This window comes from Brevibacillus antibioticus (genome assembly GCF_005217615.1).
GTDB lineage: Bacteria > Bacillota > Bacilli > Brevibacillales > Brevibacillaceae > Brevibacillus > Brevibacillus antibioticus.
Map to the genome: position 1 here is coordinate 5254828 of NZ_SZNK01000001.1, position 23770 is coordinate 5278597.

The 23770-nt window shown below is 47.5% G+C and carries 18 protein-coding genes; 16 read left to right on the top strand and 2 right to left on the bottom strand.

Annotated elements, in window-relative coordinates; genetic code table 11:
• Nucleotides 1–20 precede the first annotated feature (20 nt).
• On the bottom strand, nucleotides 21–1268 hold the full coding sequence (locus tag E8L90_RS25450; protein WP_137031882.1) for an MDR family MFS transporter: 1248 nt from the start codon (nucleotides 1266–1268) through the stop codon (nucleotides 21–23).
• A 571-nt stretch (nucleotides 1269–1839) separates the two neighbouring features.
• Between E8L90_RS25450 and E8L90_RS25455 the strand changes: the two genes are divergently transcribed.
• The 7 genes from E8L90_RS25455 to E8L90_RS25485 all read left to right on the top strand — a co-directional run bounded on the left by E8L90_RS25455 (nucleotide 1840) and on the right by E8L90_RS25485 (nucleotide 11048).
• The gene (locus E8L90_RS25455) at nucleotides 1840–2952 is read left to right on the top strand and encodes an aminopeptidase (RefSeq protein ID WP_137031883.1); all 1113 of its coding nucleotides are present in this window, start codon (nucleotides 1840–1842) and stop codon (nucleotides 2950–2952) included.
• A gap of 547 nt (nucleotides 2953–3499) precedes the next feature.
• Nucleotides 3500–4432: an RluA family pseudouridine synthase gene (locus tag E8L90_RS25460; protein ID WP_137033601.1), complete on the top strand. Its 933-nt coding sequence runs from the start codon at nucleotides 3500–3502 to the stop codon at nucleotides 4430–4432.
• A 124-nt stretch (nucleotides 4433–4556) separates the two neighbouring features.
• Nucleotides 4557–5180 (top strand): YhbD family protein, encoded by a 624-nt coding sequence (locus E8L90_RS25465; protein WP_137031884.1) that lies wholly within the window; start codon nucleotides 4557–4559, stop codon nucleotides 5178–5180.
• Nucleotides 5181–5194: 14 nt separating this feature from the next.
• Entirely contained in the window at nucleotides 5195–5923 is a 729-nt protein-coding gene (locus E8L90_RS25470) for a bactofilin family protein (RefSeq protein WP_137031885.1), read from the top strand.
• Nucleotides 5924–6050: 127 nt separating this feature from the next.
• A complete protein-coding gene (locus E8L90_RS25475) occupies nucleotides 6051–6677 on the top strand; it encodes a TetR/AcrR family transcriptional regulator (protein WP_137031886.1) in 627 nt (208 codons plus the stop codon).
• A gap of 31 nt (nucleotides 6678–6708) precedes the next feature.
• A complete protein-coding gene (locus E8L90_RS25480; RefSeq protein WP_137031887.1) occupies nucleotides 6709–7941 on the top strand; it encodes an efflux RND transporter periplasmic adaptor subunit in 1233 nt (410 codons plus the stop codon).
• Nucleotides 7938–11048, top strand: coding sequence for an efflux RND transporter permease subunit (locus E8L90_RS25485; RefSeq protein WP_137031888.1), 3111 nt, complete (start codon nucleotides 7938–7940; stop codon nucleotides 11046–11048). Before E8L90_RS25480 ends, E8L90_RS25485 begins: the two co-directional genes overlap by 4 nt.
• 59 nt (nucleotides 11049–11107) lie before the next feature.
• On the opposite strand, the gene E8L90_RS25490 is transcribed toward E8L90_RS25485, so the two are convergent.
• Nucleotides 11108–11959: a CPBP family intramembrane glutamic endopeptidase gene (locus E8L90_RS25490; protein ID WP_137031889.1), complete on the bottom strand. Its 852-nt coding sequence runs from the start codon at nucleotides 11957–11959 to the stop codon at nucleotides 11108–11110.
• Nucleotides 11960–12157: 198 nt separating this feature from the next.
• Here E8L90_RS25490 and E8L90_RS25495 point away from each other — a divergent pair, with 198 nt between their 5' ends.
• From E8L90_RS25495 to E8L90_RS25535, 9 genes are all read left to right on the top strand, one after another.
• Nucleotides 12158–13453 (top strand): HD domain-containing protein, encoded by a 1296-nt coding sequence (locus tag E8L90_RS25495; protein WP_137031890.1) that lies wholly within the window; start codon nucleotides 12158–12160, stop codon nucleotides 13451–13453.
• A complete protein-coding gene (locus E8L90_RS25500) occupies nucleotides 13446–13973 on the top strand; it encodes a YwgA family protein (protein WP_137031891.1) in 528 nt (175 codons plus the stop codon). The genes E8L90_RS25495 and E8L90_RS25500 overlap by 8 nt, the downstream gene beginning before the upstream one ends.
• A 187-nt stretch (nucleotides 13974–14160) precedes the next feature.
• A complete protein-coding gene (locus E8L90_RS25505; RefSeq protein WP_137031892.1) occupies nucleotides 14161–14550 on the top strand; it encodes a thioredoxin family protein in 390 nt (129 codons plus the stop codon).
• Nucleotides 14551–14586: 36 nt separating this feature from the next.
• On the top strand, nucleotides 14587–15471 hold the full coding sequence (locus tag E8L90_RS25510) for an S-layer homology domain-containing protein (protein WP_137031893.1): 885 nt from the start codon (nucleotides 14587–14589) through the stop codon (nucleotides 15469–15471).
• 13 nt (nucleotides 15472–15484) lie between these two features.
• Nucleotides 15485–19474: an ABC transporter permease gene (locus E8L90_RS25515; RefSeq protein ID WP_137031894.1), complete on the top strand. Its 3990-nt coding sequence runs from the start codon at nucleotides 15485–15487 to the stop codon at nucleotides 19472–19474.
• A gap of 66 nt (nucleotides 19475–19540) precedes the next feature.
• Nucleotides 19541–22327 (top strand): lipase/acyltransferase domain-containing protein, encoded by a 2787-nt coding sequence (locus tag E8L90_RS25520; protein WP_137031895.1) that lies wholly within the window; start codon nucleotides 19541–19543, stop codon nucleotides 22325–22327.
• A gap of 26 nt (nucleotides 22328–22353) precedes the next feature.
• Entirely contained in the window at nucleotides 22354–22686 is a 333-nt protein-coding gene (locus E8L90_RS25525) for a hypothetical protein (RefSeq protein ID WP_137031896.1), read from the top strand.
• Between the two features lie 83 nt (nucleotides 22687–22769).
• Nucleotides 22770–23267: a YwhD family protein gene (locus E8L90_RS25530; RefSeq protein ID WP_137031897.1), complete on the top strand. Its 498-nt coding sequence runs from the start codon at nucleotides 22770–22772 to the stop codon at nucleotides 23265–23267.
• A 240-nt stretch (nucleotides 23268–23507) separates the two neighbouring features.
• Nucleotides 23508–23765, top strand: a complete 258-nt coding sequence (locus tag E8L90_RS25535; protein ID WP_137031898.1) for a hypothetical protein — start codon at nucleotides 23508–23510, stop codon at nucleotides 23763–23765.
• Nucleotides 23766–23770 lie beyond the last annotated feature (5 nt).

Genomic DNA, 23770 nt, shown 5'->3' on the forward strand with positions numbered 1-23770 from the left:
AGAACAGACATGCTCTTTCTCTAGCTACCCTTGCTAACTTCTTTGGTTCCAATCATGCGGAACAAAATGATATACAGATAGGCACTGACTAAGGTGAAGCCCAGGATGACACCGAATACACCAATAGGAGCGAGCCATTGTGATAGACCGATCGTCAGGGGAGCGATGAAGCGACCGATCGAGAACTGGAGCGATGAGGCTCCCATGTACTGACCGCGTGCATCCTCGGGCGAGTATTTACTGATAAAGCTCTGGGCGACTGGTGTGCGAATCAGCTCGCCAAATGTCAAAATCGCCATACAGCCGAACAGGAGCCAGATATTCGTCGTAAAGGCCATCAAGAACAGGCCGAGACCGAACAAGATGGAGGAGATGACGAGGCTGTTGCGATCACTCCAGTTTTCAAACCAGCGTGTGACCGGCAGTGTAAACAGAACCACCAAAAAACCATTTAAAGCCATGAGCCAGCCGAATGCGCTGGTTCCGCCGATTGAATAAGTCCAATCACCCCACGAAAATAATGGTTGCTGCATGACATGCTCTTTGACATACAAAGCCATGTAAATATCCAACTGCATGAATCCAATGGCGATCAAAATCCCTGCGCCAATGTACAAGGCAAATGCTTTATCGCGGAAAATAACCGCGTAACTCTGGAATTGCTGAATCAGAGAAAAACGCTCCTTTGCCTTCTCCTGACGGACGTGTTCAGGCAGCGTTTCTTTGATCAGGAAAAAGACAGTGATCGCAAAAAGCAGTTCAACAAGGGTACAGAACATCAACAGCTGCGGGCGATAATGGACAAAAAAGACCGAACCCAATACGGGACCTGCGACCACCCCGATATTCATCGCTGTGTAAAAGGTGGCAAAGACAATTCTTCGATCTTCTTCTGTCGTCAAATCAGCCACCATGGCGGAGCTGGCTGGCCAGTAGAGAGCACCAGCGATCCCGATTCCGATGAAGGCAATATAGTCGATCCAAGGAGACGGAGAGAACGCAAACAATGCGAACATCACCGTCGATGTACAGAGCGAGAGCAGCATGGTGAACCTGCGCCCTACGCGGTCAGCCAAATATCCGCCAAACAGGTTGGACAGCATCCCGAGCAGCGGCGGCACCATCAAGAGAAGTCCCGCTACATCCTTCCCAAACGTATCGCTAAAATAAATCGCCATAAACGGAAAGTACATCCAAAAGAAGGTGTGCGTAATCAATTCGCCAAAAAGACGTACCTTCAAATTAAGATCCCACGAACGCCAAATCATGACACGAATTCCTCCATTCTATTTCTGTAGGTGCTTTGACTTCGATTCTCTTCTTGGAAAAATTCCACGTAAAAAAGCGCAAACGGGGTAGAGACAATGCTCTTCCGCTTGCGCTTTATCAAACGATACAAGGGTGGCGGGAAATAACCAGTTCCAACGGGGGACAAATGAGAGATGGTTACCTACCTATGGTTTTAGGTACAGTAAACCGGCTGTTCACCCGAGAACATGGCCCGCAATTCATATCGGGAAAAAGACGGAAGCGGTTCAGGCATCCTGCAGCTTCTAGCTCTTGATAGGGTTGTAAGAGGCAGTGCCCCTTAAGAGAGGCCCCACCTAAGCGAAGATAACTACAGAACACACCATGAACTCAGCACTCCCGTCTTTCAAATTTTTTACAAAGGTAAACTCTTGTTGATTAGAATACTCGAAAGAGTCGAATTTATGCAAGATAATTTTTTAGTCTTTTTCGAATAGTACCAAGAACATCGATAATTGAAAAAGGTGCTTCCATTCGGTAAAATATTTTTTAACAATAATCAAATCATGTTAGGAATGTGGGGGATATCGCATGCTGGATACACGCATCGTCAAGCTGGCTACAAATTTGCTGAGCCATTCTGTACGCCTGAAGGAAAAAGAAAGCTTGTTGATTGAAGTTCGTGGCGAGGGTCACGCCTTGGCGAAAGAATTGGTTAAGCAGGCATACGACATGGGAGCCTATCCGTTCGTACGGATCATTGACCCGTCTATCCAACGTGAGCTGATGCTCGGTGCAAGTGCAGAGCGTGCGACTCATTTGGCGAAATGGGAAGAGCCAATGTACAAAGATTTGGATACATATATCGTCATCAATGGTCCGTCCAACGACAGTGAGATGGCTGATGTTCCGGTAGAGCGTCGTCGTGCGCATCAGAGTGTGATGCAAGAATTACATGACTACCTAACCAACAATGTGCGCTGGACACTGCTCAACTACCCGACCACGGGTTTGGCGCAAAATGCCAACATGTCTACCGTTGCTTTTGAGGATTTCTATTTTGACGTATGCTCTGTTGACTATAAAAAGATGCACGAAGCCTTTTTGCCTTTGCAGCAATTGATGGATCGTACAGACAAAGTGCGTCTCGTGGGACCAGGGACGGATCTTCAATTCTCGATCAAGGACATTCCGAGTGTCATCTGCTCCGGGCTGCGCAATATTCCAGACGGTGAGATTTTTACAGCTCCTGTGCGTGACTCTGTGAATGGAACCATTACGTACAACACAGCAACAAGCTACATGGGCACGAAATTCGAAAATGTCTGCCTGAAGTTTGTAGACGGAAAAATCGTCGAAGCAACTTCTAACAATACCAAGAGACTCAACGAAATTTTCGATACAGACGAAGGAGCGCGCTTCATTGGTGAATTCGCGATTGGCGTACATCCGTACATCCTGCATCCCATGAATGATATCTTGTTTGATGAAAAAATTGCCGGCAGTTTCCACTTCACACCGGGTCGTGCATACGACAATGCAGATAACGGCAACCGCAGCCAAATCCACTGGGATATGGTAAATATCCAGCGTCCTGAGTACGGCGGCGGAGAAATCTGGTTTGATGATGTGCTTATTCGCAAAGACGGTCTGTTCGTTTTGCCAGAGCTGCAAGGACTCAATCCGGAAAACTTAAAAGGGTAAAGCGAAATGTCAGGGTCATCATGCTTAGCGTGGTGGCTTTTTTGTTTTATAACGTAGCTGTCGGTGAGGGAAGAAGCGCATTTCCAGTCTACGCTTCGGCCTACGCCCCGCAAGGAGGGATTGACTGTCCGCTCCGGAATAAATGGCGGGAGCGCTTCAAACGTAGAAGTTTCGAGGAAGGGTTTCATAAGTGAAGCTGAAAACCCCCGCCATTTATTCCTACGCTGAGTTGGGCTCCAGAGGCGCTTGGACTGGAAATGCGCTTCTTCCTACGGGGCTTTTGCCTACTTCTCGAAAGTTCTGTTATTTATCATGTAAACCTCGTCGAATAACAACCAAAACGTTCTAAAAGCACGAAGTAATCACAAGCTGTACGCAAGCACTGTCACATGTCTGGAAGGAGACCGCCCGAACGAAGAGAGGATACAGGCGACTGGAAGACATGTGGCAGGGCTTCCCCAACGACAAACGTTGGACGACTACAAACGAGCATCTCAAGCATCCTTTTGCTACAATAAGAAAAAAGCATGGAACAGAGGGATTAGACGTGAGCCGCAAAGACTGGATCGAATATATCGTCAGTGAACAAGACACGGGAATGAACGTGGAACAAATCGTCCGGCAAAAGCTCAACGTGTCCGGTCGTATGATGCAGCGGCTGACGAGAAGCAAGGGGATATTGCTCAATCGCAAGCAGCCTTTCCTGCAAAGACAAGTAAAAGCAGGAGATACAATTGCTGTTCGTGTCATCGAGAGACAAGAGCAAGCGCCTAGGCAGCCCCAGCATGATACGAAGCCCGAGGGACCGATCACACCAATGCCGTCCATTGACATTCTGTACGAAGACGATCATCTCCTGATTGCAAACAAACCGGCAGGCATGATGGTGCATCCAATTAAACAGGAGACCGACACATTGGTACATGCACTCGCTGCCGTACTGGCGGCACGTGGTGAGCAGACGAGCGTACATCCTGTGCATCGGCTAGATAAAGAGACATCAGGAGCTATCCTCGTAGCCAAAAGCAGCTATGGTCATCAATTGGCTGACAAGCTGCTGCGCGAAGGGGGCATTCATCGCGAGTATCTTGCGGTTGCCAGTGGCGTTCTGTCAGAGGGAGCTGGAACGATTGATGCGCCAATCGGCCGAGATCCGCGTCATCCGACGAAGCGCCGTGTCGTGGAGAGTGGAGATCCTGCCATCACGCATTACGAGGTACAACAGACCTCCGAGGGAATGACGCTCGCTCGTGTTTGGCTGGAAACGGGGCGTACCCATCAAATTCGCGTTCACTTTGCCCACATTGGACACCCACTTGCTGGCGATACGATGTACGGAGGAGCGAGAGGCTTGTTACGCCGACAGGCTCTGCATGCTTCGAAATTGTCCTTTTTACATCCGCTTCTCGAAAAAGAGATTGTGGTCGAGGCACCGATACCATCAGATATGAAACGCTTGATGCAAGCAGAGTTTAAATAAGAACGGACAGAAGGGCTTCTATGACAGAAGTCCTTTTTTATGTGAAAAGTCCTCCAAGTGTCAAACAATCTGCAGTTGAATAACGTAACAGTGTTATGTTACATTGTTTTTGGAGGTGCTTCACTTGGACACGAATGTAATCTCGAAGAAGGACCTGCTGGAGCTTACTGGCATTTCCTACGGACAATTGTACCGTTGGAAACGAAAGAACTTGATTCCAGAGGAGTGGTTCATTCGCCGAGCAACTTTTACAGGGCAAGAAACCTTTTTCCCGCGGGAACAGATTTTGGCTCGAATCGACAAGATCCTGAACATGAAAGACGACCTGTCGCTGGATGAAATGGCGGACATGTTTTCACCAAGCATGAGTGGAACGTCGTTGACCGCAGATGAATTATTGGCACGAAACATTGTTTCGACTACTTCTTTAGAAGTGTTTCACGTTTTTCTCGGGAGCTTACGGACCTTTACCTTCCAGCAGGCATTATACGCCTATGTGTTAGAAAAGCTTTTGGCCGCAGGAGACTTAAGTGTGGATGAAGGCGGCGGATTGCTGCAGGTACTGGTTGGGCACTATCCCAAATTCGAAAGGAAGCCTTGTGAGCTGATCTTTATGCGCAAGATGGGGATTTCCACGTTCGTGTTGGTGTCTGGCTCTACCGAAATGTATTTTGATAGCGGTGTAAAGGTAGTGACGCGGCTCATTTTAGCCAATTGCATCGAGGAATTAAAAGTAAAATTTTTGTAGGGGGAGGCCATACCATGCAGAACGACAATAAGAACAAGCTAGATTTGATCTTTCATGGGGCAGTGAATGCTTCGGGTGGTGTATACAACAAAGTAGATGTGCAAGGTTACGGTAAGATCAATGGCGACGTAGAGTGCGAGTCGCTTCATTGTGCGGGACATGTCAGTATCACGGGAAATCTCATCGGCTCTTCGGCAAGAGTAGAGGGCAACGCGTCGATTAAAGGCAAAGTGAAAATGGATACGATGTCTGTATACGGTCAGCTTGATGTTGCGGACGATTTGAATTTTACGAGTCTAAAAGTAGGTGGCAATGTCAAAGTACAGGGCAATATGGCAGGCGAGGACGTAAAGGTTCACGGATCATTGAAAACCGCAGGGGATTGCGAAGCCGAAGTGTTCCGGGCAAACGGTGCGTTTAGTATCGGAGGGCTGCTGAATGCGGGGCGAATCGAGGTGCTTCTGCATGGCAACTGTGAGGCAAAAGAAATGGGCGGAGAGCACATCGAGGTGCGAAGAACAGGGAATAGCACCTTGGGCAAGTTGTTGAAGCATTTTCTCAACAATACCTTGTCCGTAGAGACGATCGAAGGTGACGAAATCTACCTGGAAAACACAAAGGCCAAGGTCGTTCGCGGCAACAAGGTCGAGATTGGGCCAGACTGCGAAATCGACCTGGTCGAATACAGCACAGAATGCAAGCAAGACCCGAACTCACAGATTAAGACAATGACACAACGGTAAGGCTGACAAGAAAAAATTAACAATAGAAACTGCATGCAAGTATTTACATGCATGCAGTCTCTATTTATAATGGGTTTGGAAAAAAATGAAAATGCAAGTAATTGCTTGCTTGGTACGGAGGTGCTTTATGGATCACCCAGATATAGAACAGAAGCTGGGGGGGAGAGGCGAAGAGGAACAGGAAACCCGTGAGCGAATTTTATCGGCCGCACGTCAGCTAATGGCACAAAAGGGATACAAGGGAGCGACTACACGCAAGATTTCTGAGCTTGCAGGAGTGAATGAGGTGACGGTATTTCGTCACTTCAAGAACAAGGTAGGCATCTTGACAGAGCTCCTGAAAGAAATCATGGATGTCCGAGAGCAGCTGGAGCAAGGGTTGCAAGGCGAGTTTTCTGATCTCAAGCAAATGCTGGTTAGCTACGCACGTACGTATTACGGCTTATTGGTCGAGCGCAAAGAAATTTTCATGATCTGCATGATTGAAGCGGATAACCACCCGGAAGTCGTGCAGATGTTCAGCAGTCTGCCGATGACCGCAGTCGAGGTATTGTCCAACAAGCTTCTAGCGTTTCAGGAGCAAGGGCATTTGCCAAAGGCAGATCCGTTCACGGCAGCTCTTATGTTCGTCTCCACTTTCTTCTACGCCTTCATGGCGAAGTATCGGGTTAATCTCGATCTCGAAATGGTAGAAGAAGAGCTTTTTGAAAATGCTTCTGAAATCTTGCTCCAAGGCATCAGAGGCCCCAAATAAACAGCATAGCTACATAAGGGCGGAGGAAGTCATGAAGAGAAGATGGCTTGTTTATGTATTGATGATTGGGCTTCTGGCAACGACGGCTTGCAGTGAGCAACAACCTGCTTCGGCTCCCCAGAAGGAAGTGAAGCATGTTGTCGTTGCACAAGTAAAGAAGGAGCAGGCTGTTACCGTCACGGAGTTGTCTGGTACGCTGGCTCCTTTGGAGGAAGCACTCGTCTCTTTTGAAGTAGGCGGTCGTATTGTGGAGATGGACCGAAAAGAAGGAGACACGGTCAAAGCGGGAGATGTGCTCGCCCGTGTGAACGCCACAGATTACTCGCTCCAGGTTGCTTCTTCCAGCGCTGCCGTGCAGCAGAGTGCGGCAAATCTTAGCAAGGTAAACAATGGCGCGAGAGAGCAAGAAGTGACGCAGGCGCGTTTGCTTGTGGAGAAGGCAACAGTAGGGCTACAAAAAATGCAGGATGATTTCAAACGGATTGAAAATCTCTACCAGCAAAATGCTATTTCCAAAAGCGAGTACGAAAGTGCACAAAATGGACTGACGATTGCGCAAAAGGATTTGCAAAACGCACAGCAGTCTTATTCACTGGTTACTCAAGGGGCTCGTGCGGAAGACAAACAGTTGACGCAGGCTGTATACAATCAGACGATTATCGCCAAAGAAGTGGCGGCCAATACCCTTGCCAAAACGCAGCTGCGTTCGCCGATTAACGGGACGATCATCGCCAAGCTCTCGTCTGCGGGCAATTTGGTCGGTTCAGGTACCCCCGTTTATCAAGTCGGCAACATTGACACATTAAAAGTTGTATTGCCCGTTCCTGACCGTGAGATTTCTGCATGGAAAGTAGGGGAGACGATCTCCTTAGACCTGTATGGACAAAAACGGGATGGCAAAGTGACAAAAATATTTCCTGCCACGAACCAAAATACGGGAACGATTGGCGTAGAGGTCCAAATCGCCAACCAAGCTCGTGACTGGTTTGCTGGCCAGGTGGTGAAAGCGACCAAAACGGTAACGGGGCAGGAAGGTGTCTACGTACCAGTAGAAGCCGTCATCAGCAGAGGAAAAGATGACGCGCATGTCTTCGTCAATGCAGGCGGCAAGGCTGTCAAAACAAGCGTAGTCATCGGGCAGATTGTAAGTGACAAGCTCGAGATCAAGAACGGATTAAAAGAAGGAGACCAACTGATCGTCAAAGGGGTGGACCGTTTGTTTGACGGTGACCCAATTGAGGCGGCAGGAGGTACACAACCGTGATCAAGTACATCGTACAAAAGCGCAAAATCACGCTCCTGTTTTTCAGCATGATTGTACTTGTAGGCTCCCTCAGCTTTTTTCAACTGCCTAAGCAAGAAATGCCGGATATTATCATTAACATGGCGACGGTCACGACGGTTTACCCGGGAGCTTCGCCGGAAAAGGTCGAGCAGGCTGTTACGAAAAAGCTGGAAGAAAAGATCAATGAATTACAGGGACTTAACTATATATCATCCTCATCTTCCCTCGGCGTTTCTTTTATCATGGTGGAAGCAAAGAGTGACGTAGACCCGAAGCAAAAATGGGATGAATTGCGGAAGAAAGTAAAGGACGCAGAGGCTGATTTGCCAGCAGATGCGAAACAACCGATCATCAATGATGATTTGAATCGTACGTTTGTCCAATCTTTTGCGGTCACTGCTAACACGCGTGAGGAACTGTACAGCATGCGTACCATGCTGAAATCGTGGAAAGAACAGCTGCGCACCATTCCAAACGTGGCGGATGTACTGGTGGAAGGTCTACCAGAGCAGGAAGTCCACATCGAGGTGGATACGCAAAAGCTGAGCCAGTACGGGATCACGTGGAGTCAGGTGATGATGGCTGTCAAAAAGGAAAATGAAAAAATTCCGCTTGGCGACCTGACCACAGAAAAACGGACCTACCAGCTCAAACTGGCGGAAAATACAGATGTCGAAGAGCTGAACAAAGTCATTATCTCTCGTTCAAAAGAGGGCTTCCCGATCTATCTGAAGGACATCGGATCGGTCAAAATGACGACGGAGACGGTAAAAATGACTTCGTATTTCAATGGGAAGCCTTCAATCACGATCAGCGTCAATGCAGAGACGGGAAGTGATGTGCCGTCCTTGCAGAAGCGCGTAGACGAGATGATGGTGACTCTGGATAAAACACTTCCGGCAGGAGCTGAGAGACACTCCATTTACAGTCAGAATGAACGCGTAGATGAGCTTTTTAGTGACCTGACCCGGGAAATGATGATTGCCATCGTTGCAGTTTTGGTGGTGTGCGCGCTCGGATTGAACCTGATCACATCATTGGTAGTCGCGATGGCGATTCCGATTTCCTTGGCTGTGGGGCTTATGTTCCTGCCATCTATGGGGATTTCACTCAACATGATCTCGATCGTTTCCTTGATCATTGTGCTCGGGATCTTGGTGGATGACGCCGTGGTGGTCAATGACAATATCGAGCGGCGACTTTCTGTCCTGGGCGAAAAACCGATGGCAGCGGCGGTTAATGGCGCCAAGGAAGTATCGATATCGATTACGACCGCTACGCTGGCTACGATTGCGTCGTTTGCACCCTTGATGTTTTTGAGCGGCAACGTCGGGCAGTTCATTCGTCCGGTTCCCGTTATTATTTCGATGACGATGCTGGCGTCAATGATCATGTCGCTGACGATCATCCCGATCTTTCGCCAATGGTATGAGCAACGTAGAAAGGCTGGCGTAGAAGCGTATCGTAAGCCTGCTGGACTGTTAGGGGAACAATTGTTGCAGCTGACCAAGTGGTATGCGAGCAAGCTCATGCCGAAAATTTTGAAGCGACCGCTTTTGGCAGGAATGATTGGCGTATTGATTGGGACGGCAGCATATGGATTGATACCGCTCACTCCGGTGGAATTGTTCCCGAACGATGATCGCCCGCAGTTTCTCATCGATATCCGTCTCCCCGTCGGCAACAGTCTGGAGGAAACAGACCGAGTGGTGCGTGGGACGGCAGACTGGGTGTTGAAGCAGCCTGGCATCGAGACAGTATCTGCGTACGCGGGAGGCAGCGCACCGAAAATGTTCGGCGGAGATACAGCTGCCGGAAGTGGCATTACCGTCGGACAGCTAGTGGTTCGTTATAATGAAAAAGAGACCCATCTCGAGAACATGCTGGAGCCGTGGACGGAGGAATTCAAAAAGCTGTATCCGGAAGCGAGTATTTTGACAAAGCAGCTGGAGGCAGGTCCTCCGGTTGGAAAACCAGTCGTGATTCGTTTTTATGGAGAAGATATTGAAACGCTGCGCTCTCTTTCTGCCCAAGCAAAAGAAAAGGTTGCCGGATTAGAGGGAACGTACAATGTGCAAGACGATTTCGGGGTAGAACGCTACACCTTGGAATTTGTCGTCAATAAAGAGCTGATGGAGCAAAAGCTCGTCAACTACACGGACTTGTCCACGACATTGCGCCTAGTAAGCGAAGGCATTACCGTCAGTGAGTTTGATACGGGCTCAGATCTGATAGATATGAAGCTGTTCTTGCAAAAAGGCGAGGAAGACCCTGCCTTGCTGTTCCAACGACTCAGCATCGCCAATGCGCGTGGAGAGCTGATTCCGTTGTCACAGCTCGCGGAAGTAAAACCGACTTTCAGTACACAGACGATCCCGCATCGCGATTTGTCGCGGAGCGTGACAGTGACCAGTGACCTGAAAGGTAGAACGGCGACAGAAGTAATGGCAGAGATCAAGCCGATGCTCGATAGCATGTCCTTGCCTGAAGGATACCGCTATGAGATTGGCGGCGAGACTTCCGAGCAGACTGATATTTTTATCGACATGGGCAAACTCTCGATTCTTGTGGTTTTCCTGATCGTGATTTTGATTGCGATGCAATTTTATTCCTTGACTATCCCTGTACTGGTTACCAGTACGATTTACCTCGCTGTATCGGGGAGCTTGATTGGCTTATTCGTGACCCAGACGCCGCTTGGCTTTATGACCATGATGGGGATTATTGCGTTGGCGGGCATCGTGGTGCGTAACGGGATTGTTTTGATCGAGTTCATCGAGGAGGCACGTCATACAGGCATGGAGCTGAAGCAGGCGGTTATTTCTGCGTGTGAGGCACGACTGCGGCCTATTCTTTTGACCTCGCTTACAGCGATTGCGGGTATGATGCCGCTAGCTATTTCGGGTGACGTTTTGTTCAAACCGCTTGCGGTCACCATTATTTCCGGCTTGGCGTTCTCGACACTTTTGACCTTGATCGTCGTACCGTCCTTCTATACGGTTCTGACGCAGCACAAGATCAAAAAGCTGGCGAAAAAAGCCGCGAAGCGCCCGGATTTGTATGGGCCTGAGGCAGAGACATTATAATGCAAATAACAGCGGCAAACTCTCCGATTCATTTCGTTCGGGAGTTTGTCGCTGTTGTTTTAGTAAGTTTTTCTTGCTTTTCGCCAGCCGATTATCAAAAGAGCAAGAACCAGTATGAGAAAAAGGAGTACACATAAAGCCCAGATCGACTGTAGTAGCATGCTGTGGTTGACCAGCCAAGGAATCTCCTCCAGAGGCATGTTTTTCATTTTGGGGAGAGAAGGGATAATCATCGCGTCTGCATAAATGTGCAGGATAATCGGAGAGAGCAATCCCCAGCGAAGTGCTGCCCATGCCCACAAAACACCAATGAGAAACGATTCAAAAAGAGCTCCTGGACCATGCCCAGGTACGTGATAGTAGGCGAAAATCATGGAAGGAATGAGTAGATACATCCATCTTGCACCAGAGGGTAGGTCTGTGTTCCCTCGATAGATGAGTGTTAGCAAGAGAAACGGGATGCCACGAAAGACGAGCTCCTCCCACAAAGGATTATGCCAGGTGGCAAACACAAGCAGATTTGCTTTGCCAGCGAGTGACTGTGCACCGATTGGCTGCGTGGTAGACCATCCGCTAATCGCCTGAAAGGCAGCTCCAGCCGCTTTTGCTAATAAGAGACCGACAAGGATGAACAGAAATGCTTGTCCCAATTTTTTCTTTCGTACAAGCCATAAAATGCCGAGTGTGTAAATCAACGAAATAACACCAAAAATGAGCCAGCCAGGAAGCGGGACAGCGACCTTCCAATCAGTCTTCGGCCAAAATAGTAGAGATACGGAAACCGTTTCCCGCAAAAAGCCTGAGGAGAGAAATTGTCCCCAGGAGGCGAACAGGGGCAGAAAGAGCAGAATCATCAATAAAGCGAGTAAAAGTGGGTTTTTGGCTATGTATCGAAATGTATTTGTCCACATCTGCGAAAACCTCTCATCCGAACCATTTTTTTCTATATATTCCTACATGTCTTTTCCCTGGTCTAGATGGAAATGGCATTCTTCAGATTTTTGTAAGAGTTTGATTCAGCGAGAAATGGTATCGGACGTATGATATGATAGTGTCAACATTTACTGTCAGTAATAGATAGAAAGCAGTACAGGAAGGGAGTGTCCAGGATGCAACAGCCCCAGCTTCTTCATGAAGAAAAGGTATTCAAAGACCCTGTTCACCGCTACGTCCACGTGCGGGACCAATTCATTTGGGATTTGATCAACTCGGCAGAATTCCAACGTTTGCGCAGAGTCAGGCAACTGGGCACCAGCTTTTTTACGTTTCACGGTGGAGAGCATAGCCGCTTTAACCACTCGCTTGGCGTGTATGAACTGATGCGCAGAATTTTGGAGACGTTCGAAGGCCGTATTCAGTTGACGTACGAGGAAAAGCTGCTGTGTCTATGTGCGGCTTTGCTCCACGATGTGGGCCACGGTCCGTTTTCCCATTCGTTTGAAAAGGTGTTCAAGTATCACCACGAGGATTGGACGCGCGCCATTTTGCTTGGAGATACGCAAATCAACCGAATTCTTCGTCGGTTTGATGATAGCTTCCCGAAGAAATTGGCAGAAGTGATTAATAAGACATATGACAATAAACTGATCGTAAGTCTCATCTCCAGCCAGCTCGATGCCGATCGGATGGATTACTTGCTGCGTGATGCCTACTATACGGGCGTCAATTACGGCAATTTCGAGATTGAGCGAATCTTGCGTGTCATGCGGCCGCAGGAGGATGGCATTGTCTTTAAATTCAGCGGGATGCATGCTGTCGAAGACTACATCATGTCTCGCTATCAAATGTACTGGCAGGTCTATTTCCATCCCGTGACGCGAAGTGCCGAAGTCATCTTGTGCAAAATTTTTCAACGGGCGAAGCTCTTGTTCTCCCAAGGCTATCCGTTCATGCAGGAGCCTGTTATGCTGCTGCCTTTCTTGCAGGAAAAGGTAGAGCTCGCTGACTATTTGGCGCTTGATGAGTCCATTATTCTTTTCTATATGCAGCTCTGGCGCAGAGAGCAAGACCCTGTGTTGAAAGATTTGTGCGCCCGTTTTTTGGACAGGAATCTCTTTAAATACGTCGAATATAATCCGAGGGATTTTCGCTTGCTGTCTGAGTTGAAAGAACTATTTCAATCTGCCGGAATTGATCCGATGTATTATTTGGAGGTAGACACGACCTCCGATCTTCCGTATGATTTTTACCGTGCCGGAGAAGAAGAGGAGCGCATTCCGATTATGCTCCAAATGCCTTCAGGCGAATTGGTCGAGCTGTCACAGAAGTCAGAAATTGTACAGGCCATTAGCGGAAAGCGGCGATTTGATTACAAGCTGTACTTTCCATTGGATAAAGTCATGGCTTTGCCGGGGGATCTCTCCCGTAAGATTCGAGAACGTCTGGGAGTGATGGAGGATGCTTAATCGTCACGCCAAGATCATACGCCTGATTGAGATTGTCGGCGAAGTGAGCGGGCGAAAAAAATTGCAAAAGATGGTGTACATAGGAAAACATCTGGAGATGGATTTCGATGAGCGCTACGAGTTTCACATGTACGGCCCATATTCAGAAGAACTGACGCTCAGAGTAGATGAGCTGTGCAACATGGGGCTTCTGGATGAGCAAATGGAGAGTAAAGGTGCCATTCATATGTATCGTTACTCTTTGAACGAAACCGGTCATGATTTTCTCAAGTTTCATGAGGTTGACTTCGGTAGTGGAGAACGTGCAATTTTGCGTATGAACGAGGAAAATTCCCGTTTTCTCGAGCTGGTTTCTACGATTCTGTATTTCAGCCACCTGCCTTATGAGGAAATGAAGGGCAAAATCTTTACGTTTAAGAGCAAGCAGCGCTACACGGAGGAAGAGATTCAAAAAGGGCAGACGTTTATTGAAGAACTGCGTGCGCTGATGAAGGAAGACGGCGGCACTGCACTTATGTAATAGGGAACACCATACGAGGACAAGCACGGCGTACGAACTTGCAAGAGTTGTGGTACGTCTTTTTTTTATACATGTCAGCCAGTCCAATGGGGCTGGCTTTTTTTGTCTCAGTTCGGAGCTGCATAATACGGGCATCGTTCTTTGACAAGTGCATAGGTATAGAAACATTTTGATTAGTGAAAGGGAGATGGACGTGAGTAGAAGCAAGCAATGGTGGCTGTGGACCGCGCTCGGTATTGTTATGCTTGCCGTCGGGATAAGTGCGTGGGGTACAGCCAGTGCACAGGATGTAAGAGTAGTGTACGTCTATAGTGATAGCTGCGGATATTGTACGGAGTTCGGCCCGACATTCGAGAGAGTTGTGAAGGAGTATCCATCGGAAATGATCCAACGACTGGATATCCATAAGCAGAAAGAGCTGGATGAAGCATCGCGCCTCGGTGCAGAGGCAACCCCCACTGTTTTTGTCGTCGAACAAGATAAGGTGGTCGACAAACTGGAAGGAGCGGTACCCGAGCATACGTTGCGAAGCTTTTTGCAAAGGAACCTTAATCAGACTCTTTCTAAAAATGGATAATACAGGTAAAATATCCGGTAAAGAGGGGGGCGTTCCATGAACAAACGTGCAATGATGTCGTACCTACTAGCATCTATCCTTGCAATGGCAGGGATTACTGGAGTTGCTGACAGTCCGACCGTACAAGCTGCCGTGCCAGCGAAAGATTACACTTCACATACAGCAAAGGCAGCCATTGATTTCGGCGTACAGAAGAAATACTTATGGCTGGATAGCAAGGGGAACTTTTATCCGAATAATCAAATCACGCAGGGGCAGTTTATCGCGAGTTTAGTAGCCATTCGGGGATTGAAGGAGGTAGAATCCGTTCCGCAGCTCCCAGAAGGGCACTGGGCGAAGGTGAGCTATGAGAAGGCGCAGAAGGCGGGGATTTTAGATACTGTGAAAATTGATCCAAACCGTTTACTGACGAAAGAAGAAACAGCATTGCTTGTTTTTAATACGTGGAAGCCATATCGAGGTGAAAAAAGCCCAAATCTAACTAATACTGGTGCGTTGGTTACTTGGGGATGGATGAAGCCAGCACATAGTGGACAACCAAAGTTCCGCGAGGATTTGCCGGTGTGTCGAAGTGATGCTGCTGAAATTTTACAATTTATGTGGCAGGATAAATGGCAGCTTGAGCAAGGTAGAAAATATGCAGAAGAATTTCATAACAGTTTGAAAGTAGCAAATGGGAAGATTACAGGAAAAGTCCCTAAGGGAGACGGAAACTTTTTGATTAGAGCAATGTTTATCACTAACGATGATGGAATAAATGGTTTTATAAATAATGAATCGTTCTCAGTTCCTGTCAATACAGTGAAGTCCCTTTCCTTCGAAGTAATCAACTCAAAAGACTCTGGTATGGCAGGGGGCTATTGGTATCCCAAACTCCCAAAGTTTGATCGTGAAAATCGCACAAAAAGATTCTATCGATAGCTGAGGTACTAATATGAACAATAATTTGTATAAGCACAGAACAGTTCTGTATTCTGTGCTTTCTTTCTGCCTTTTGTTAGGATTGATTGGTATACATCCACAAATTACTGAAGCTGCACTGAATTTACATGGAATCAAAGTCGCGAGTATTGATTCCTACAAGCTACTTTCGCCCAAAAACGGATTTCATTTAATGTCTATCGAGACGATACATGCAACCCTAGGGGCTACAATAGCGCAAATCGAGATTGATAGAAGTATTGATGGACGATCAGCATTATTATTTGCTGATGTAGATGAAAAAGCAGATAAGGGATGGTACTTCGTAGATGGCGAGGAGACTTCTTATTGGATCAATCGTTTTGGAGGAAACCCCAACTATATTCTCGGTGGTTCTGCTAATGTGTACAGTAAAGAAGTTGCTAATCTAACTAATCATAGTAGTCCACTATACCAAGCCTACAACCTCGCAGAACTAGCCTCCGCCTCAGGCGGCGCAGGCTTCACCAAAGGAGACAACCTCGTCCCAAACGGCAAAGGCGGATACATCTCAGTAGGCCACTTCCGAACCACCCCACAACCTAGCGGCAGCATAACCACCAACAAAACCAAATACAACCTCAACGAAACAGTTGAGATCCATGCAAATGCCACGGACTTTTCTTACTATGACCGCGGCATTTTTGTATGGTCTTTAAATGTAATCAACAAGACAACAGGACGTGGATACAAAAGCCTTCTGTCTAATCAAAAATTCAGCGATCCAAGCACGGCTATTCACACGGTAAATGAGACAAGCAGTCCCCCAGGCTACAAGTGGACCCATAAAAATAGCGAGTATAAGCCGACCGAGCCAGGCGTGTATGAAGTATCGCTAACCATCACTGACCTGCATCAAAGAAGCCGCCAAGGATCAAGCAGCATAAGCGTTTCCACACCATACACAGCACAATTCACGGTAGGCGATGTAACCCCGCCGGAAAAACCCGATCCAGAAAAGCCTGACCCAGGACCAGCATGCTCCATCGGATCGACAAAAACCAGGCTAAACATTCAAGTCGAGGGCGACAAGGATATTAAAGACCACAATGCTGTTGCAAGCGGCGGCTCAGATATCGCTGTCGAAAAAAATGCCGATATCACCCTCTTTGCCAATAAACCGGGTAAATTCACGATGAATGGTTATGACATGAAGGCTGGAGCGAATGGCAACAGGAAAGTCGGGACAGGAAGCATGGGGAGCTCTGGACGGGTAAAAGTCGCCTATGTCAGTGATGATGGAACAGAGTGCTGGGAGAAATATTTGAGAGTGGAGTCGCCAGACGGCGAAGACTCATGCCCCATCGTTACGCTGTCGGCTGCTTCAGTCAGAAACGGTCAAACCATTGAGATTATGCCGTTCGATACGCTTACGTTTCGAGCCAAATACACAACCAAATACGGAGATAGCTCGGAGGCATCGCTCAAGTGGGATGTAACACTTCCAAACGGAAAAATCTATACCTTGCCAGTCAGGGAAAATGACAATGGCAGATGGGGATACTATGACTCCTCCAGTTTAAAGCTTCCGTTTGGAGATGTTCATAACCCGTACTATTTTCCATTCGAGCGAGGAAAAACGTACAAACTGAAGCTAAACTTTGGTGGGACAAAATGGGGGGAGAGGCCTGAATGCAATTGGGAAATAACGATCGTTGTCAAAGATGCATCCTGCTCAATCGCTGATCAAAAAAATGTAGCGTTTTTGGTGCATAGCGAACCACCTCTGCCATTTTCTCCTGAAGGGGAAAGCATGAATGGATCGGTCAGCTCAGGTTTTACATTGAAAGACCCTGTATACATCAAGTACTTTACGCAGGTTGGAGATCAATACGATACCAATCTATCGTTTTCCTCAAAGGTATCTGGTACTTGGTATTGGCAGACCCCTGAAGGAAAAACAGCGTTAACCGACAAGCTTGCGGCGGACGAGCTATTCAGGCTCATGTTACCAGCGAGCGTAGATGTTGGCGACGAAATCGTACTGCTGTTCGAGTCCGAGACGAGCTGTACGGGTGAGGTGCGATTCACCATTGAATCTGACCAAAAATGCTGGGATATTCTAGCGTCAGTAGAAATTGATCGAAACAACCAAAAGTGGAGCAAGGATATTCAACGTGGTGAAACTATTGAAATTGCAGCAGATGAGATTCCAGACAAGTATCGGTTTCGGATGTTTTTGTCGGATGATAGTCACTTCTCGATGAGATGGTTCGATCCTGCGTCAGGCTCCTGGGAAAGAAAGCGAAACGGAGAGGCACTCGATCGCTCAAACACCTCCACAAATAGCCACTGGGTGTATTTCTCGAGGGATGAAAATGGTCTTCTTTTAGAAGGACTGTACAAGGTGCAATTTTATTCAACCCAGAGTGATGGCTGCGACGGTCATTTTTTTGTGCAAATCGGCAAAGGCGTTCCAAAACCGGATGGAGAGAATTTACTCATTGTGAAATCGAGCTTTCAAATTGATCCGAAGAGCCCTCAAGCCGCAGGTACCGATGCGACGATTACATTCAACGTGAAGAATGCCGGGAAATTAACGCATGATACGAAATTGGCTGTTCGCTGGGCTAGTTCAGAAAAGGAAACTCGCTTGGACGTAAATGAATTCAAGCCGGGTGAGGTGCGTAAGATCAAGGTTCCGACGAAGTATCCCCAAAAATCCGAGGACTTTATCGCCCATATCAACCCTGCGAAGTCCATGCCGGAAAATGAAACAATCTGGACGGACAATCGTGCGGCTTGGCCAGTGAAGCTTGTTGGTGGAGAAGTTCCGGAGCTGCCTGGTGGTGGTGGTGATTTTGATGGCGGTGAAATTGGTTTAGAGATTTATGACAGTGATGGTCGACAGCTACAAAAACTGCCGCTACATGTAGATGGCGTGTGGGAACGTGAGCCTGCTACGATTCGCGTGGTCATTGATCAGACGAAAATAAACGAAGGCTTCCAAAAAACAGAACAGGAGCTCAATCAGAAGATATCGGAATATAAAGCACAATTGGAGAGCTCAGTCAGCGGGGACACTATCAAAAACGTAACTGTCACTGCGAATCCGGGGTGGATTTCGGATGCCAAGCGTATGGCTGTCTATACGCCGCCACAGCTTGATCTGAAGCTGACAGGCCCCGGAGCGCCGATGCAATGGCAGGTAAGCAGTGCATCTACAGGTACAGAGGTCGTGTACACAGGAACCACTGTCCCCACGCAGACGACTTGGCGCCAAGTGCTCCAATCGCAAAAGTACAAGGCCGAAATCAACGGCTTTGTCATCGTGATGGATTATCAGGTCGATTTTGAACTGTCCTACGAGAGCTGTGCCAGGAACGCCAAAGATGAAGAGGTGTGTGCACCACAGAACATATCGAAAACGATGGCAGGACGCTATACCATTACGGTAAAAGGGGGAGAGCGCTCCTTTGAAGTATTTGAGCCTAATGCAACAGGCTCGGTTCGCCATACAGACGAATGGGCAGCGTATCATGCCAGAGATCGCTATCCAAACAGTCAGCCAAACGATTACTACGCGGGGGAGCGCATCTTAACACAAGTGGAGTTGCAGGATCGACACCGTCATCCTGTTAGCAACCAGTTTCCTGTCGTGACATCTGCGCGGGCGTGGATTTCAGAAACTGGCTTGCGCCAAACGCCGTTACAGTCGTTGTTAGCCTTGCAACAAGCGACCCCTCAGCTCTGGAGAGGCCCCTCCTATTCCGCTTCCAAGCTAGGAGCTCGTGAAGTGGGAGTAGATACGCCGTTGATGGGGGATAAACAGCATGGCTTCCAAAAGGATGCGAGCTACGCAGTCTATTACGCCGTTTCCTTTCGTTTTGACGTGAACAAGGGCTTCCCCTATCAAAATAAAGCCTCCGGGCAAGGGCACGAACTAAAAGACTACCAACTACCCTTCCGTATCATTGCAAATGCATGGGAACGACAAGGAATCCGCAACCATACGACTCAGTAAAAATATTTGCACCCCCTCACTGTCTTTTTCTACTGTAAAGCTAGAAAAAGGATGAGGGGGATTTTTGTGGGATTAATCACGCGGCGCTTGCTATGTGTACTTCTCCTATTCGCTTTATGCTTGGGAAATACAGTGGAACAGGGCTGGGCAAAAGAACGGGAGGTATTTGTAGAGGAGGCGTGGGCATGGATTGACGAGGGAGAGGTGCGTTTTCAGGCACGATTATCGGGTACTCCGGGTAAAGTCGAGTTGTCTTTCAACCAAGACCGCGACAGCAAAACTCGTTCGTTTCACGAGGAATCGCAGATTTCCCTCGCCGTAATGCCTAGGGATCATAGTCCTATCGAGATAACGATGTTTATAGATGATTCAAAAGAGCCGTTACGTAGCTGGGAGCTATCGTTGCCTGAACACCTAGAGCCAACAGTAGGAAAAATACAAATCAAAAAGGCACCTTGGGACGAAATGGCTGCCGATCAGGAAGAGCCGCTAGAGTTGGTCGAACGAGAGATCAGAGACCAAAACGAAGCTCCACCAGAAGAGGCAGAACAAAAACAGGAGCAGGATGCCACCGATGAAGAGCTTTCGCGGATGGCAGAGGAATTTTATGCACATTTTTCAGGCGAGAATAAGCCAGGAGAAGCGGAACTGCGCAATAGAGGAGCTCGCTTTGAGGTAGAACCGAATGATACCTTGGGAAGCAAATCGGACTGGCTATTTGATGGAAAGGACAGCCACGGAAAGATTAGTAGCAAAGATGATGTGGATTTTTGGAAAATCAAAGGAACAAAAAATGGACAGATGAATATATCTCTCACAGATATTCGGGCAAACGAAGACTACGATTTGTATGTGTATGATGAGGGGGAGCGGGAGCTGGCCCGTTCAGATCAGCGTGGAAATGAGCCTGAGCTAATCGAGGGGCTGGCAGTGGAAAAAGACAAATGGTACTACATCAAGGTCGTTGGAAAGCAGGGCTCGTTTTCAAAAGATTACTACTACCGCTTGCGAGCTGATTTTTCCGCGGATCAAGGAGGGGGCAAGGCGGATGGATACGAGCCAAATGACACAATGGAAGAGGCTTACGCACTAAATGCGTATAACCGAAATATCGTAGGAAATCTTCATTCAAAGACGGATGTAGATTTTTACAGCTTACCTGTTAAGCTCTCCTCTACTGTGGAGGTCTCCCTCAAGGATATCCCTACTGAAATGGATATGGACGTATATCTGCTCGACGAGGCTGGAAAAGTCGTCGCTAGATCCGAGAAAGCGAAGAATTCGGATGAACATATCATCTTCAATGCCTATCCTGGAACCTACAAAGTCAAGGTCATGGCGAGCAAACACTCGGGATTCACCGCTAACTCGTACAGTCTTTATATAGGAGACAGAACGATCCCGGTTATCTTAATCCCGGGAGTGGGTGGATCACGACTCGAAGTGGAGCAGAATGGAAAGAGATCAGAAATATGGTTGGGACTTGGCGACAGTCTCATTGGTATTAATGATCCTAAACACCGCAGGCTACTCTCTCTGGAGCCGATCAAACCAAATAGTGTAGATGTACAGCCAGTCGTCCGTGATGCGACGATCCACCCGGAAAAAGATGATTTTTACGCCATCGAATATCTTTCCTATGCACCGTTTTTAAAAGAACTTACCGAACAGTATTACAGCATGGTAAAGGAACTGGAGAAGGTGGGTTACAAAAAGCACCGCACCTTATTTGCACTGCCGTATGATTGGCGATACAGCAGCACCAAAAATGCCAAACTTCTAAAAGAGGAAATCGACGCTGCACTGAAGGCAAGTGGGGCAAATCAGGTGCATTTGGTGGCACATAGCATGGGTGGGCTCTTGGTAAAAGAAACACTTCTATCCAATGTATCTTACCAGCGCAAAGTGAATCGTGTCGTGTACATGGGCACACCCTTCCTTGGCTCTCCACGGGCCTATCAGGCTCTTAAGCACGGTTACAATTTTTCGATCCCTTGGCTGGAGGAGGAAACAGGGAAAGTGATTTCCTCTTATGCTCCTGCCGTCTACGAGCTGTTACCCTCCAAAAAATATTTTGAAACGGTTGGCTTCCTGAAAAGGAGTAACATTCAGTATTACACCTATGATGAATTTTTAAAGGACAAAAATATTCGCCTCGACTATGCGCCGCTCGTCAGACATGGCGGCAAGATGCATGAAAAGTGGGATAACAAAACGGTCAATGTTCCACAGTATTCCATCGTGGGCACAGGTCAAGTAACACTGCTCGGTTACTTTTATGACTCTTTTTATAACGAATGGTCCCCGATTCTCGATCCTGGCGTTGGGGACGGTACCGTTCCGTATATGAGTGCCAATTACGCCCAGGAGGATATGAAAAAACGATACTACGTAAAAGGTGAACACGCCAAGCTGCCGACCATACCAGAAGTCATCGACCAAGTAACGCGATTGCTACAGGGAGATGAGGAATTACAATCAGGGTTGCGCAATGCTCCAGATCAAAATTCTGACTACCTGTATTACATCGTTGCACAAGATGACAAAAGCTTTCCTGAAGTGACAATACACAAATCCGGTCAGATCTTTACACTCGACGCCAATAAAAAAGAAGTACGGGAAGACCTGTCTATTGAATATCACGATCGCATCGTTGTTATCCATGTTCGAGATGGTGAAGACCTGGAATTCCAGCCGCCTGTAGCTGTAGAGGGAGAGGAGCCAGCGCGTTTTCTGATCAAACGCTTCTCTTCAGATGATTCGGATCGTTACAGAGAAACAGGCAGACGTTACGTACTTGATGAGCGTGGACTAGCTGAGGTAGAAGAATCTACGGATTCCAATGATGTGTAGTCATCAAAAGCAAAGGGTGTAAGACAATGGATGATAATTGGATTGTCTGGTTCATACTCGGTCCTTTCGTATTCTCATTGATGTTTGCCGGACCTTTGATCGGCTTGATCATCGCTGCTTTCATTCGCTTCTCGCTTGGCTTTCGAGGCTGGTTGACCTTTCTAAGCGTTCTTTTTATCAGCTTTGTGTACTACCTGTTTATTGTCCCCTCTGACACGATGCTAGGTGAACTGTTAGTCATGAAGGTTGCCATGGCCGTCCATACAGCCGTCGTAACGATCCTGATCATGTGGGGCATCGAAAAAATGATCCAGCTCGTAAACAAAAAACGAAACACACAAATGCCAATCGATAAATAACTGGGCACATAGGCAAATTGCGTCATCGCACGTCTTTCGAGTAGAATAAAAGGAAGGAGAATGATTGTCTGGAGGTTATTCAAATGGATATTTTTGATAATAAAAAAGGCGGCTTTACCATTATGAGTGGAAAAACCGATGTACACGGAGGTTTTGGTCAAGGTATGCTCGACCTGAATGCTGTGTCCTCGGTCATTATCGATGGGGACGAAGCGTACATTGACATGGGTGCCTTGCATGCCAAAAGTTCTGTAGAAAAGGGCATCAAATGGACGACAAATAAAGAAGAAGTACCAAATGGAAAGCCTTATTGGCTCGTTTGGGTAACCGTCGATCGCAATGAAGCTGGTCCTTGCTATGCAGGGGCAACTGCGTGCTACATGGAAATCGATCGGGAAGCGCGTCGTGGCTACAAAATTTTGGCGGATCACGTAAATCGCATGGATTACTCCATGAAGAGACGTATTATGCTGTCCGATCTATCCGAGAAGGAAAAAGCCGCTCTGAAAAAGCTTTTGATTGAAAATAACGCGGCTATGTATGAGAATTCCTCCGAGGAATTAAAGCAGAGTTTGTCCTAAAGTTTGGAAATCGTGAACGGTCTGTGAACAAATCGTGAAATCAATTGTTCACACAATTGAAGTCAGGTAAACTTATTTCCATATCTGTGTACATGTACACTAGGTCAACAAACAGGGAGAGAGCCGTCACTCTTTCCCTGTTTGTCTTATATAATTATCATCGTTGATCATAGTTTTTGGGATATCGTGGAACACTAATGGGGATTGAACCAAACTGTTTGACGGAAGGGGCGGTACCCATTGGGAGAAGATCTCCGTGGTAATGAACAATCGCATGATCATTTTGTGAGGCACGGTGGTGTCCATTTCCGCACACACGTGACTCCGACAGAGATAAACAACTTTGTGCGCAAGCTTCCTGCTGGAAAAAGGGACAGCTTGTTTGAAGTATTGGAACAGCTTGATCATGCCGGTCTGATTACGATCGTCAACGACCATGTTTTTGCCGATGGCGATGGAATCGTGGGCGGCGGGGACAATCAGAGCACGCAAGGTTAATAGGT